Annotated in this window: 14 protein-coding genes; 10 read left to right on the top strand and 4 right to left on the bottom strand. The window is 68.9% G+C overall.

Features of this window, described 5'->3' with window-relative positions; all coding sequences use genetic code 11:
* Nucleotides 1-13: 13 nt before the first annotated feature.
* A complete protein-coding gene (locus LDO13_RS00530) occupies nt 14-580 on the top strand; it encodes a LacI family DNA-binding transcriptional regulator (RefSeq protein WP_224048157.1) in 567 nt (188 codons plus the stop codon).
* A 22-nt stretch (nt 581-602) separates the two neighbouring features.
* On the opposite strand, the gene LDO13_RS00535 is transcribed toward LDO13_RS00530, so the two are convergent.
* The gene (locus LDO13_RS00535) at nt 603-1,610 is read right to left on the bottom strand and encodes a bile acid:sodium symporter family protein (RefSeq protein WP_224048158.1); all 1,008 of its coding nucleotides are present in this window, start codon (nt 1,608-1,610) and stop codon (nt 603-605) included.
* 348 nt (nt 1,611-1,958) lie between these two features.
* Nucleotides 1,959-2,252: a DUF4287 domain-containing protein gene (locus tag LDO13_RS00540; RefSeq protein ID WP_224048159.1), complete on the bottom strand. Its 294-nt coding sequence runs from the start codon at nt 2,250-2,252 to the stop codon at nt 1,959-1,961.
* A 248-nt stretch (nt 2,253-2,500) separates the two neighbouring features.
* On the opposite strand from LDO13_RS00540, the gene LDO13_RS00545 reads away from it, so the two are divergent.
* The 3 genes from LDO13_RS00545 (at nt 2,501) to LDO13_RS00555 (ending at nt 4,358) form a co-directional block, all read left to right on the top strand.
* The gene (locus tag LDO13_RS00545) at nt 2,501-2,941 is read left to right on the top strand and encodes a protein phosphatase (RefSeq protein ID WP_224048160.1); all 441 of its coding nucleotides are present in this window, start codon (nt 2,501-2,503) and stop codon (nt 2,939-2,941) included.
* 130 nt (nt 2,942-3,071) lie between these two features.
* Nucleotides 3,072-3,356 carry a DUF1540 domain-containing protein gene (locus tag LDO13_RS00550; RefSeq protein ID WP_056428399.1) on the top strand — a complete coding sequence of 95 codons (285 nt, stop codon included), beginning with the start codon at nt 3,072-3,074 and terminating at the stop codon, nt 3,354-3,356.
* 261 nt (nt 3,357-3,617) lie between these two features.
* Nucleotides 3,618-4,358, top strand: a complete 741-nt coding sequence (locus tag LDO13_RS00555) for a peptidase E (protein WP_224048161.1) — start codon at nt 3,618-3,620, stop codon at nt 4,356-4,358.
* Between the two features lie 14 nt (nt 4,359-4,372).
* Here LDO13_RS00555 and LDO13_RS00560 read toward each other — a convergent pair whose 3' ends face one another.
* Both LDO13_RS00560 and LDO13_RS00565 read right to left on the bottom strand, forming a co-directional pair.
* Nucleotides 4,373-4,771, bottom strand: coding sequence for a hypothetical protein (locus LDO13_RS00560; RefSeq protein ID WP_224048162.1), 399 nt, complete (start codon nt 4,769-4,771; stop codon nt 4,373-4,375).
* Nucleotides 4,772-4,848: 77 nt separating this feature from the next.
* A complete protein-coding gene (locus LDO13_RS00565; protein WP_224048163.1) occupies nt 4,849-5,955 on the bottom strand; it encodes a RelA/SpoT domain-containing protein in 1,107 nt (368 codons plus the stop codon).
* A gap of 223 nt (nt 5,956-6,178) precedes the next feature.
* On the opposite strand from LDO13_RS00565, the gene LDO13_RS00570 reads away from it, so the two are divergent.
* The 6 genes from LDO13_RS00570 to LDO13_RS00595 all read left to right on the top strand — a co-directional run bounded on the left by LDO13_RS00570 (nt 6,179) and on the right by LDO13_RS00595 (nt 12,639).
* Nucleotides 6,179-6,973, top strand: a complete 795-nt coding sequence (locus LDO13_RS00570) for an alpha/beta hydrolase (RefSeq protein ID WP_224049846.1) — start codon at nt 6,179-6,181, stop codon at nt 6,971-6,973.
* 94 nt (nt 6,974-7,067) lie between these two features.
* A complete protein-coding gene (gene nhaA, locus LDO13_RS00575) occupies nt 7,068-8,417 on the top strand; it encodes a Na+/H+ antiporter NhaA (RefSeq protein WP_224048164.1) in 1,350 nt (449 codons plus the stop codon).
* A gap of 233 nt (nt 8,418-8,650) precedes the next feature.
* Entirely contained in the window at nt 8,651-10,024 is a 1,374-nt protein-coding gene (locus tag LDO13_RS00580) for an MBL fold metallo-hydrolase (RefSeq protein ID WP_224048165.1), read from the top strand.
* A 77-nt stretch (nt 10,025-10,101) separates the two neighbouring features.
* Entirely contained in the window at nt 10,102-11,100 is a 999-nt protein-coding gene (locus LDO13_RS00585; protein ID WP_224048166.1) for a carbohydrate kinase, read from the top strand.
* A gap of 9 nt (nt 11,101-11,109) precedes the next feature.
* Complete coding sequence (locus LDO13_RS00590) at nt 11,110-11,622, top strand: YbhB/YbcL family Raf kinase inhibitor-like protein (protein ID WP_224048167.1); 513 nt, start codon at nt 11,110-11,112, stop codon at nt 11,620-11,622.
* A 198-nt stretch (nt 11,623-11,820) separates the two neighbouring features.
* A complete protein-coding gene (locus LDO13_RS00595; RefSeq protein WP_224048168.1) occupies nt 11,821-12,639 on the top strand; it encodes an HAD family hydrolase in 819 nt (272 codons plus the stop codon).
* Nucleotides 12,640-12,685: the final 46 nt, after the last annotated feature.

Consider the following 12,685-nt stretch of genomic DNA (forward strand, 5'->3'; position numbering starts at 1 on the left):
CCGGGAGTCATCAGTGCGGCACGGATCCAAGCCCACCATCCGCGACGTCGCGGAGGCCGCAGGAGTGTCCCTGACCACGGTCTCTTATGTGCTGTCCGGCCGCCCCGGCGGCAACACCCGGATCAGCCAGCCCACCCAGGACCGCGTCCATGCCGCGGCCCATGAACTGGGCTATGTGCCCAACCAGGCCGCCCGCGGGATGCGGCGCGGCCGCACCGACGTCGTCGCCCTGGCCATCACCGACCTCGAGGACGCCCGGGACCGGGATCTGGCCACCGCCGCGGCCAGCATCCTTCCCCGGCACGGCTACCAGCCGGTCATCCTCGTGGGAGAGAGCTGGCGTCAGTTTATGCTTGCCGGCGGCGCCGACGGCGTCATCCTCGGCTCCGTTCCGGCCGAGCGCACCGCCGCCGACCTCGAGACAATGATGGAACTCGTGGACCGCGGCGTTGCCCAACTGCTCCTCTCGGACACCGTGCCGCCGGACGGCGTCGACGTCCTGGCGCCGGGGACGCCCGCGACGGCGGATGCCCTCGCCGGGCAGGCCGTCGCCCGGCTGCTCTCCCGTCTCCGCGGCTAGGTGCCCGGACGGGCGCAGTAAGCTACGCGTCTCGCAGCGGGCGCCGCGCCAGCCAGGCGGCGACGATCGCGCCGGAGATGTTGTGCCAGAGCGAAAACACCGCGGACGGCAGCGCGGTCAGCGGGCTGAAATGCGCCGTCGCCAGGGTGGCGGCCAGACCCGAGTTCTGCATGCCAACCTCGAAGGCCAGCGCCCGGCGGGCCTTGTCATCCAAGCGCCCCAGCTTGCCGGCCAGATAGCCGAGGCCGAGGCCGAAGCCGTTGTGCAGCACCACAGCGAGGAACACGATCCCGCCGGCCGCGACGATCTTGCTGGCGCTGCCGGCCACCACAATCGCGACAATCAGTGAAATGACGACGGCGGAGGCCCAGGGCAGGGCCGGCAGCACCCTGGCCACGAGCTTCTTGAGGAACAGGCGTGCCAGCAGGCCCGCGATCACGGGCAGGAGAACCGTCTTGACGATGTCCAGGACCATGGCGCCGGCGTCGATCTGCAGGTAAGACCCGGCCAGGAACAGGACCAGCAGCGGCGTCACGACCGGGGCGATCAGCGTGGACACGGAAGCGACGGCGACCGAGAGGGCAACGTCGCCCTTGGCCAGGAACGCCATCACGTTGGAGGCGGTGCCCGAGGGTGCGCAGCCGACGAGGATCAGCCCCACGGCCAGTTCCGGCGGGAGGTCCAGGGCGACGGCGATGAGCCAGCCGGCGCCGGGCATGATGACGTAGTGCGCCACGATGCCGAGGACCACGGCCCAGGGACGCTTGGCCACGGACGCGAAGTCGGGCGGGGTCAGTGTCAGGCCCATGCAGAACATGATGATGCCCAGCAGATACGGCACGCCGGGCCCCAGAGGCTTGAAAACGCCCGGCAGCAGGTAGCCGGCGACGCCCGCGGCGACGACGAGCAACGGGAAGACGGTGACCGCGATGCGGGCGATCCTGGCCTCGGCGGCGAGGGCGGGATTAGCCGGGACCGCGGCGGCGGCGGTCTCCGGGGTGGACTCACGTGATTTGGTTGCCTCAAGCATCCAAGAAATGGTGCCAGTGCGGACGACCGAGAGCCAGTTCGTGACTGCCCCGCGCCGTTTATGTCAGATTTTTTGGCCCTGCCTTCCCGCGGTTGCCACAAGCTGGCGATCGGCGTCGGGGTGCTGGTGGCGATAGTGCCGTTCGCCCGCCACCTGTGGGACGGCTCCACCGTCGCCTCGCTGGATGCCATCACCGGGAAGTACCGGCACCATGGCAAGGCCGTGGGAAGCCCGGCTCCGGCGGCTGGGCTGCGTTCCTGCCCGGTTGCCTCCGCCGACGCGCGCAAAGGACCGGCGTGTCAGCGCGTTTCCGGCCCCATCCTGGCTTGTAAGGAACGCCCTGTGTTGTCAGGGCGCTGGTTTGCTCGCCTTGCCGTCCAGCCAGAGCGTGTCCGACCCATCGCGGTGCACGCCGGAGGACCCGACATGCTTCGAATCGATCCGGGGCCCGTTCTTGATGACGTGGACCAGCGCCATGCCGTGGCCGCGGCCCAGCCCGTAGTCCTGCTTGAGCCATTCGAGGATGGTCCCCGCCTTCACTGACGGGCCCGCGAATCCCTTTTCCTCGGCGATCTCCACGAGCTGGCGCGGTGTGAGGCCGGTCTTGTCTTCGATGGTGTCGAGATAGGCCTGGAACGACATACGGGACTTCCTCTCAGCGGGCTTTGGGTTCCTCCGGTCACTCTAAGGACGGACGGGTCGCCCCGCCAGAACTTCTCCCGCCGTACCGCATTGGACCGGCGGGCTCCTGCCCAGTTGCTGGGCGCCGGACCCGGAAATGCCCGGCGTGCCCCGCGGATTTGCCGGGCATTTTGCGCCGTGGCCGGGGGAGTAACCGGGCAGGAACGCACACGGTGCGGGTTGCAGGCGGAAGGGCTACGCTCGGGAACATGACGCAGACCTGGGATCCGGGCCAGCAGGGAGTCCTGGAGCTTCCCTCCGGGCGGCTCATCCGCGGCCGCGGACTGCTCCAGCCGTTTCCGGCCGGCCCGCGGCCCGAGTTTGGCCTGTACCTGCTGGGACGGCGCCCGGCGCCGGTGGCGTGGGATTCCAGATGGGTCCGCTGGCGGGATTTGCGCCTGCCGGCCGACGACGCGGACACCCTGGACGCGCTCACGGAGGCCTGGCGCCGCGCCGAGGACGAGCGGGTCGAGGTCGCCTGCTGGGGCGGCCGCGGCCGGACCGGCACCGCCCTGGCCTGCCTTGCTGTCATGGACGGCGTTCCGCCCGCGGAGGCCGTGGCCTTCGTGCGCGCCCGCTACCGCCGGGGCGCCGTCGAGACTCCGTGGCAGCGGAAGTACGTCGCCCGGTTCCAGCGCCCGGAGGCATGACGCGCCGACCCCGTGCCCGGTCCCGGTATTAGGGCACACGATTGGGCCTTTTTTGTTTGCCGTGGACAGGCCTACCGTGGACAGACGGAGCCGCCCGGCCCGGGTGGCCGACTCCCCGGAGGAAGATCCAATGACGACGCACGTAGCCGACTGCAGCGTGACCAATTGCTCCTTCAACGACCACTCCAACTGCAACGCCGCCGCCATTACCGTCGGTGGCGCTGAAGATCACGCCTCCTGCGCCACCTTCATCGATATCGGCGTGCATGGCGGGCTGCCCAAGGTGCTGGCCGACGTCGGCGCCTGCCAGCGTTCTGAATGCGCGCATAACGACCACCTGATGTGCAAAGCGACCGAGGTGCACGTGGGCCCGGGTGTCGACAACGCCGATTGCCTCACGTACGCCCACAGGTAGGCCGTGGGCAGCCGCCCTCGACGCCGGAATTTCCCCACCATTGGAACGGGCACCCAGTGTGTCGCGCCGAATCGCCGGTGAGTACCGGCGTCGCTGTTTCAAAGTGGGGAGAATTCGCGCAGGCAGGCAGGCAGGCAGGCAGGCAGGCAGGCAGGCGGGCAGGCGGGGAAACGCCGGGCGGGGGCCGGAACGCCGTGACGATGGGCGCTTCGGTACGCTCGACTCCAAGACCGCATTTCCCCGACCAAGGAGACAATACCTATGGCTGCCGACAGCCCGACCATCCTAGCAACCTCCGGAGGTTACAAGCCGGGGGCGCGGACCCGCCTGGAATTCAACAAGCTGGTCCATCACGCCGTCGATTTGTCCGGCGTCACCGGGCGGGCGCCCAGGATCGCGCACGTCGGAACGGCCAGCGGCGACCAGCGGTGGTTCAACAACGAGGTCAGCGAGGCGGGGAACGCAGCCGGCTTCCAGCTCACGCACCTGAACCTGTTCACCATGCCCAACGTTGCCAACGTCGAGGAGTACCTGCTCGGCCAGGATGTTGTCTGGGTCAACGGCGGCTCGGTGGTCAACCTCCTCGCCGTCTGGCGCGCCCACGAACTGGATTCGATCTTCCGGCGCGTCTGGGAAGCCGGAGTCGTCCTTGCCGGGGTTTCGGCAGGTTCGATCTGCTGGTTCAACGGCGGGACGACCGACTCGTTCGGTCCCGAGCTTCGTGCCGTGAACAACGGCCTGGGCTTGCTGCCCTACGACAATGGCGTCCACTACGACTCCGAAGCCGCACGGCGTCCCCTCGTGCACCGCCTGGTGGCGGACGGAACCTTGGGCGAGACCCACTGCACCGACGACGGCGTGGGCCTGCTTTACCGGGGAACGGAACTGGCCGAGGTGGTCACCGAAGCACCCGGCAAAGCCGCTTACCGCGTGACGCTGGACCGATCAGGGGGTTCATCTCCCGGAGTGCTCGAAGAGCGGCTCGAGCCCACCGAACTCTAGGCGCAGACGGGGATTCACTCGGCGTTCGTGATCCCGGCGGCGTTGCGTCGCGGCCGGATGACGGCTGCAGCAGCTTCGAGAATGCCGACGACGCAGACGGCAGTCGCCGCAATTTGGGACTCCAAGAACCCGTCTGTGGCGATTTCCAAGGCAATGGTCAATGGAATCCAGATGATGAGCCATCCGGCAACGACCGCGACGGTCCGGGGAAGGGATGGCCGCCCGCGTCCGACCAGAACGCCAAGACCCAGCGCCGCGGTGGTCAGGCCGCCGATGATCATGGCTGCAAGACCCAGCTTCGCCAGGCCGGTATCGACGGCTGCTTCGATGGAATAGACCCGCGCTGTCTCCAGGACGCCCGTCAGCAGCGAGAACAGCCCGGCCGCCGTCAATAGTGTGGCCATGATCGTCATCCGCGCACTCGAGGTCATAGTCCCCAGAACCTACCACCCGTGGACTCGATGCCGGTCTGGTCTCCGCGCCGGATGCCCTACCCCTGCGTCAGGCGGTAGCGCTCGATCTGCTTGAGCCGGCGCAGGAGGCTGTCACGCCGCGGGTGCGGGACGGCGTCGGCCGGTTCGGCGGTGAGGTCGATGTGCTTGGTGCCGTACTGCCAGAGCAGCAGGTCATCGAGGAGCCGGTCCGGGCCGGGGGAGTAGCGGTGGTCCAGGGCCTTGCGGACCTCGGTGATCCGGTTGGCGCTGAGCAGCCCGGCGAGCTGCATCGTCTGGTTGAGGCCGTGGGCGGCCATAAGCTCCGCGGCCCAGCCCCAGTCGTCGTCGACCTTCCGGTCCACGTGCGGCAGCAGCGTGCGCCAGACGTCGCGGATCCGGTTCGGGGTGAGCTGCGCGGCGCCTTCGCCGTCCATGTCCCAGTAGCTGCGGACCTCTTCGTATCGTTCGTGCAGGTCCGCGAAAGCCCCCTCCACGGTTTCCAGCATGGCGGCCGTGGCAGTGAACTGGCGGTCGAAATGTGGGGTCCAGGCCCGCGGATCTTCGGCCTTGAAACGGATGTCGTGCTCGATCTCGCTCCAGGCGTGTGCGAAAACGGTGCGGATCTGGCATTCGAAGAAGTAGCTGCCGTTCGGCGGGACGTCCGGGTTGAACGCCTGCTGGTACTCCTTGACTGCCTCGTTCTGGATGGTCCGCAGGATCAGGTGGCGGCTGGAATAGCCGTACGTGCCCGACTCGATCGAGCCGATGTCCTTTTCGCGGTCGCCGCGGCAGTCGAAGAGCTGGCGCTGGCGCTTGATCAGGTTGGCCACCACCGCGTTTTCCGCCGGCAGCTTCGTGATGACGCGGACGCCCACCATGTCATTCAGGGTCCGGAACGGGTCCGGGAACTTCAGCACCGGCGGACCGCCCGGCTCCAGCGGCTCCTCCGTCCGGGAGATCTTCTCGCGGAAGGATTCGACCGTTTTGGTGCGGCCGGTGACGAACAACGGCGTCACCTCAGTGCCCTTGAGCATGCTCCGCAGCGTCAGCAGGACCTCGCGGGTGACCAGCTTCAGGGCGGGGCGCACCCGCTCATAGAGTTCCACGTTCTCCTGCACGGACTCGCGCAGGCTCTTGTCCAGTCGATCCCAATTGCTCGCCATGCGTCCAGCTTACGGCGGGGGTGCGACGCCGGCGGGCTGAGACCCGCGCGTCGGCCGCCCGCGCACAGCCAACCCGGCCACGGCCTTACGCTGTGCCGCGCGGCGCTCAGGGTAGGCTCGGCACATGGCTGATGTGCGGCGTCGGGCTTTGATCGCGGCCGCAGCGACGGTGACCCTGGGGGCGGTCTCCGCCGCCTGTTCACCGGGCCCCAAGGAGGACAGTGTGAAGCGGCACAGGTATAGCTACGGCGATGACTCCAGCCAGTGGGGGGAACTCTTCCTGCCGGATGCTGCCGCCATCAAGGGCGTGGTGGTGGTCATTCACGGAGGCTACTGGCGATCGCAGTACGGCGCGGAGCTCGGCGAACCACTGGCCAGGGACCTTGCGGCGCACGGCATGGCCGCGTGGAACCTTGAGTACCGCCGCGCCGGCAACGGCGGCGGCTGGCCCCATACCTTCTCCGACGTTCTCGCCGGAATCGACAAGCTCGGCGACATTGCCGGTGAACACGGCCTCGGGCTGGACCGGGTGGTGGCCCTGGGACACTCTGCCGGGGGACACCTCGCAGTCTGGGCGGCGGGACGCAGCCGCCTCGCGCAGCTCGGCGCCCCCGATGCGGACCGCCAGCTGCTCCGCAAGGACGACGACGGCGCGGTGCACCTGACCGGTGTGGTCAGCCAGTCCGGGGTGCTCAACCTCGCCGAAGCCGAACGGCTGAACCTGAGCAACGGCGCAGTCAGCAATCTGCTGGGCGGCTCCTCGGAAAAATACCCGAAACGGCATAAATACGCGGATCCGATGAGCGCGGTGCCGCTGAAGGTCCCCGTGTATGCCGTCCACGGCACGGACGATGACACGGTACCCGTCAGCCAGTCCGATTCCTATGCGGCGGCGGCCAAGGCGGCCGGCGCCCCGGTCCAGCTCCTGAAGGTCCCGGGGGACCATTTCGCGCTGATCGACCCGAAGGCCGCTGCCTACCGGAAGTGCCGCGAACTGGTGCAAATACTGCTCGGCTGAACCCGGCTATGCCCTGAGACACTAGACTGGGGTTCAGGTGCGCCGGGAAGTCTGGTCGGCATAGTTCTGCCGACCCAACTTTTAGGACCCTCGCATGAACACCACACCTCCCCCCGGCCCCCCGCTTCTGACCATCTTTGGCCGCGGCAGCTACGCCGAATCCCTTCGGATCGGCGAGATCCTCCGCAAGGAGACAGTCGGCGGCGCCCTGCTCGTCGCGGCAGCCCTGATCGCCCTTATCTGGGCCAACTCGCCGGTTTCCGAGAGCTACTTCGCCCTCCGGGACTTCAAGGTCGGCTACGAACCGTGGCATCTGGAACTGAGCCTGGGCGCGTGGGCGGCCGACGGGCTGCTCGCCATCTTCTTTTTCCTCGTGGGGCTCGAACTCAAGCGCGAGTTCATCGCCGGGGACCTGCGGCAGATCAACAAATCCATCGTTCCGGTGGCAGCGGCAGTGGGCGGCGTCGCCATCCCGGCGCTGATCTACACGATCGTCAACCTTGCCAGCCCGGAGACCCTGCGCGGCTGGGCCATCCCCACTGCCACAGACATCGCGTTCGCCGTTGCGGTGCTGGCCATCATCGGCTCGCATCTGCCCAGCGCCCTCCGGATCTTCCTGCTCACCCTGGCCGTGGTTGACGACCTGATCGCCATCACCATCATCGCCGTCTTCTACACGAGCGAACTCCACCCGATACCGCTGCTGCTGGCCCTGATTCCGCTGGCCATCTACACCTACCTGGCGCACAAATACCGGCGATTCTTCAAAATCAATGCCTCGGCCGCATGGCTGATTCTTCTGCCGCTGGGCGCCGTCACCTGGGCGCTGGTCCACGCGTCCGGCATCCACGCCACAGTGGCAGGCGTGCTGCTCGGCGTCGCCATCCCGGTCCTGCGGTCCCAGGCCAGCGGAGGCCCGGAGGCCGGCCCGGGTCTCGCGGAGGTCTTCGAGCACCGGTTCCGCCCGATCTCGGCCGGTGTGGCCGTCCCGATCTTCGCGTTCTTCTCCGCAGGTGTGGCGGTGGGCGGCTGGGAAGGGCTGGGCTCGGCGCTGACCAGTCCGGTGGCCGTCGGCATCATCCTGGCGCTGGTCCTCGGCAAACCGATCGGCATCATGGGCACAACCTGGCTGCTCACCAAAATGACCAAGGCGCGGCTGGACACCAGCTTCAAGTGGATCGACGTCTTCGGGGTTTCCCTGCTGGCCGGCATCGGATTCACCGTTTCGCTCCTCGTGGCAGAGCTGAGCTTCGGCCACGGCAGCGTCCACGACGACCACGCCAAGGTGGGCATCCTCGCGGCCTCGGTGCTGGCGGCCCTGCTTGCCACAGCGGTCCTGCGGACCCGGAACCGGCAGTACCGGCAGGCCGAAGAAGAGGAGAAAGTCGACTCGGACCACGACGGGATCCCCGACGTCTACCAACAGGACGGCACCGCCGGGTAGCCCCGAACCGTGCACCGCGACCCGGAACCCCGTTCGGCGGCGCCGGGCGGCGCCCGCCGCGGTCGACGTCGTTCTTCTCAGCAGTCGTTCTTCTTAGCAGTCGTTCTTCTCAACAGTCGTCTTTCTCAACAAGGGAGGGCTTGCGTTCATACCCCAGGGGGTTTGATGATGAAGAGGGCGCAGCCCGCCACCGCCCGGTCGACCGCGGCTGCGCGGCCCGGCAGGAGGAAAGCATGGACGTCGTCGTCATTGAGACCAGGCAACTCGGGGACCGCAGCTACCTCGTCCATGACGGCACCTCTGCGCTGGTCATCGACCCGCAACGGGACACGGACCGCGTGGAGGAGGCCGCCCGCGACGCCGGCGTCACCATCACGCACGTCGCCGAGACCCACATCCACAACGACTACCTGACCGGCGGGCTCGAACTGGCCCGGGCGCACGGCGCGAGCTACCTCGTGAACGCCGCAGACCCGGTGACGTTCGAGCGGAAGCCGATCACGGACGGGCAGGTCGTCCAGGTCGGTGCGCTGACGGTCAGGGCCGTCGCCACCCCGGGCCACACCCACACGCACCTGTCGTTCATCGTGGACGACGGCGAGCAGCAAGCCGTCTTCTCCGGCGGAAGCCTGCTTTACGGCTCTGTCGGCCGCACGGACCTTGTCGCCGCCGAGGACACGCCCGGCCTGGCGCATGACCAGTACGCCTCGGTGCGCCGCCTCGCCGCGGAGGCCGCGCCCGGGGCCGCGTTGTTCCCGACCCACGGGTTCGGCTCCTTCTGCTCCTCGGGTCCGGCCAGCCGCGCCGGAGGATCCACCATCGGCGAACAGCTCACCAGCAACCACGCCCTGACGGATCCGGATGAGGACCATTTCGTCCAGGAACTCATCTCCAACCTCACGGCCTACCCCTCCTACTACGCCCACATGGGGGTCACCAACGCCGCCGGGCCCGGCCCGGCGGACCTGGCAGTGCCCGAATCGCTCGACGCCGCGGAACTTATGCGCCGGCTGGAGGGCGGCGAGTGGGTGGTGGACCTGCGCCGCCGCGTGGCCTTCGCCAGCAACCACCTGCTGGGCAGCGTGAGCTTCGAATACGGCACCAGCTTCAGCACCTACCTGGGCTGGATCCTGCCCTGGGGCGAGCAACTGACCCTCGTGGGATCCCGCGGCGACGTGGAAAAGGCCATCCGCGACCTTTCCCGGATCGGCATCGAGCGCCCGGACGCCGCCCTCGGAACGGATCCGCACGCGCTTGCACCCCGCGCCGCCCTCGCCTCCTACCCCCGTGTGGGCTGGGACGCTGTGCTCGCCGGCCGGGCTTCCGGGGACACCGTCGTCGACGTGCGGCGGGCCGACGAGTTCGCCGCCTCGCGGGTGGCCGGGGCGCTCAACATCCCGCTGCATGAGCTGCTGCGTCGGCTGGATTCCGTCCCTGCCGGGAGGCTGTGGGTGCACTGCACCAGCGGCTACCGGGCCGGGACCGCCGCGAGCCTGCTGCAGCGCGCGGGCAGGGATGTGGTCCACATCGACGCTAAATTCGACGACGCCGAACGGGCAGGAATTCCGGTGGACAACACCCCCGTGCCGGCGGGCCCGACGGCTTGAACGAGAGACCCCAGACCGGAACAACCGCGCACCGAAACACTGGGGCGCCGGACCGCGTTCTCTGGCAGAGTATGAGCATGCTCACAGTTATTGGCGAGGGCCTGGTTGATGTGGTCCAGCGCTCCACCGGAATCCAGGCCCATGTGGGCGGAAGCCCTCTCAACGTCGCCGTCGGACTGGCCAGGCTGGATCATCCGGTGCAGTTCATCGGCCGCTACGGCCGCGACGCCTACGGTGAATCGGTGGCGGCCCACCTGAAGTCCAGCTCGGTGCTCCTTCCGGTGGGACCGGACGAGCTCCCCACGTCCGTGGCCACCGCCCTGATCGACGACGACGGCGCCGCCAGCTACACGTTCGAGCTCGCCTGGGAGCTTCCCGGGCTCGCGGACCGGCTGCCGTTCATGCTGCAGGCAACGACCCTGCTGCACACCGGCTCGATTGCGACCATGCTGGCTCCCGGGGCGGCCGATGTGCTCTCCGCCGTCGAGCATGCCCATCCTTTGGCCACCATCAGCTTTGACCCCAACTGCAGGCCAAGCATCATCACCGACGTGGACTACGCCCGCCGGCAGGCGGAAAAGTTCGTCACGCTGGCTGACGTGGTCAAGGCCTCGGACGAGGACCTCGAATGGCTGTACCCGGGCGAGGATCCGCTGGATTCGGCCAAGCGCTGGCTCTCGCTCGGCGGGTCCGAGGGCCCCGCCATGGTTGTGGTCACCCGCGGCGCGCAGGGGCCGTGGGGCGTGAATGCCGCCGGCGAAGCGCAGTTCCCGGCGCCGTCCGTGAAGGTGGCGGACACTGTCGGCGCAGGGGATTCCTTCATGGCAGCGCTCCTCTCCGCGATTGTGGACCTGGGCCTGGACGGGGCGCAGAACCGCAAGGACCTGCGCGGGCTGTCCGCCGGCAGCCTCCGGGAGCTCCTGGCCCACGCCGCCTGGGCCGCCGCCGTCACCGTGTCCCGGGCCGGCGCCAACCCGCCCACCCGTGCGGAACTGAACCGGATGGAGCTGGGCGCGCAGGCGCCCCGGGACGCCGCTGGCAGAGACCCTGAAAGTGCAGAACTTCCCAGCAACTGAAAGGCAGCCATGACACACCACGAGGCCCCGTCCTTCCGCGTCAGCAGTGAGTCATTCCAGGACGGCCAGATCCTGCCGCCGGCCCAGCGCGGCGCCTCCACCGGCGCGGGCGCCAAGGACGAGTCGCCGCAGCTGAGCTGGAACGGCGCCCCGGCCGGAACCCTGAGCTACGCCGTCACCGTGTTCGACCCGGACGCCCCGGGCCGCGGCGGGTTCTGGCACTGGGCCGTGCTGGACCTCCCCGCGAACACCACGTTTCTGCCGGCCGGGGCAGGTTCGCGCCAAGGCGGGCACCTGCCGCCGGGCGCCTTCCAGCTGAAGAACGACGGCGGCAGCACCGGTTACATGGGGGCGGCCCCGCCAAAAGGCCACGGCCCGCACCGGTACATCGTCACGGTCCATGCCCTCGACGTCGCGCACTCCGGGCTCGACGCCGGGGCCCACCCCGCGAAGCTCGAAGCGAAGCTCGCCCCGCACACCCTGGCCCGGGCGAGCCTGACCGGGATTTACGAACGCCACTAGGCCCGGGTTGCCGGCGGAGCGGCGTACCTGCGCCCACGCCCGTGCTGCGCCGCCGCGTTCGCCGGAAACCCGCGGGGTCGCCGTTTCCTTCCGGCGACCTGGCACTTGTCCCGCGATTTCGACGTCGGCGAGGGCGGGCAAGGCACGTGTGAGGCCAGGCCCGGGACCGAGCCGGCGCCGCCAACGTAGACTGGCGGTATGCGGCTGGTAGCAAGTGACATTGACGGAACGATCCTCGGCCACGATGGAAAAATCAGTGACCGGACCGTCCGCGCGTTCCACGCCTGCCGGGAAGCCGGCATCGAGCTGGTCTTCGTCACGGGACGCCCGCCGCGCTGGCTCCACCCTTTGCAGGACCGGCTGGGGCACGCCGGAACCGTCATCTGCTCCAACGGCGCCGTCGTCTGGGACCTCGAGGCGGACCGCCTGATCTCGGCCCGGGGCCTGCAGCTCGACGCCGTGTTCGAGGCCCGCCGCATCATCCAGCGGCTGCGCCCCTCCGCCCGGTTCGCCGCCGAGACACTGGACGGCTTCCACCTGGAACCGGGGTTCATCGAGAACGGCTCCAGCCAACTGCTCGCCGAGGTCACCCCGGCGCCGCTGCACACCACGCTCACCGCGACGGACTCGGTCGTGAAATTCCTTGCCATTGTCCGCGAGGGCAATGCCGACGAGTTCCTCGCCGAAGTGACGCCCGCCGTAGCGCACCTTGCCGCCGCCACCCACTCGGCGCCGAACATCGCCCTCCTGGAGCTGTCCCTGCCCGGCGTCAACAAGGCCGTCACCCTCGCCGAATACGCGGCTTCCCTCGGCGTCGCCTCCGCGGATGTGGTGGCCTTCGGGGACATGCCCAACGACATTGAGATGCTGCGCTGGGCAGGCGACGGCTACGCAATGGCCAGCGGCCACCCTGAAGCCATCCTCGCCGCCGGGCAGCAGGCCCCGCACTTCGACGACGACGGCGTCGCCCAGATCCTCGAGGCCAAGCTGGCCGCACTGGGTGTCCGACTCCCTTGACCCGGAGCCCCTGACAAGCATCCCGCCGGCCACCCGTCCCGCCCGA

It is taken from the genome of Arthrobacter sp. NicSoilB4 (assembly GCF_019977335.1).
Classification (GTDB): domain Bacteria; phylum Actinomycetota; class Actinomycetes; order Actinomycetales; family Micrococcaceae; genus Arthrobacter.

Bases quoted from the DNA above. Each gene is read 5' to 3' on its own strand.
- LDO13_RS00545 (WP_224048160.1), top strand. From the start codon at position 2,501: ATGACGCAGACCTGGGATCCGGGCCAGCAGGGAGTCCTGGAGCTTCCC.
- LDO13_RS00560 (WP_224048162.1), bottom strand. From the start codon at position 4,771: ATGACGATCATGGCCACACTATTGACGGCGGCCGGGCTGTTCTCGCTG.
- LDO13_RS00540 (WP_224048159.1), bottom strand. From the start codon at position 2,252: ATGTCGTTCCAGGCCTATCTCGACACCATCGAAGACAAGACCGGCCTC.
- nhaA (WP_224048164.1), top strand. From the start codon at position 7,068: ATGAACACCACACCTCCCCCCGGCCCCCCGCTTCTGACCATCTTTGGC.
- LDO13_RS00590 (WP_224048167.1), top strand. From the start codon at position 11,110: ATGACACACCACGAGGCCCCGTCCTTCCGCGTCAGCAGTGAGTCATTC.
- LDO13_RS00550 (WP_056428399.1), top strand. From the start codon at position 3,072: ATGACGACGCACGTAGCCGACTGCAGCGTGACCAATTGCTCCTTCAAC.
- LDO13_RS00580 (WP_224048165.1), top strand. From the start codon at position 8,651: ATGGACGTCGTCGTCATTGAGACCAGGCAACTCGGGGACCGCAGCTAC.
- LDO13_RS00535 (WP_224048158.1), bottom strand. From the start codon at position 1,610: ATGCTTGAGGCAACCAAATCACGTGAGTCCACCCCGGAGACCGCCGCC.
- LDO13_RS00565 (WP_224048163.1), bottom strand. From the start codon at position 5,955: ATGGCGAGCAATTGGGATCGACTGGACAAGAGCCTGCGCGAGTCCGTG.
- LDO13_RS00585 (WP_224048166.1), top strand. From the start codon at position 10,102: ATGCTCACAGTTATTGGCGAGGGCCTGGTTGATGTGGTCCAGCGCTCC.
- LDO13_RS00555 (WP_224048161.1), top strand. From the start codon at position 3,618: ATGGCTGCCGACAGCCCGACCATCCTAGCAACCTCCGGAGGTTACAAG.
- LDO13_RS00595 (WP_224048168.1), top strand. From the start codon at position 11,821: ATGCGGCTGGTAGCAAGTGACATTGACGGAACGATCCTCGGCCACGAT.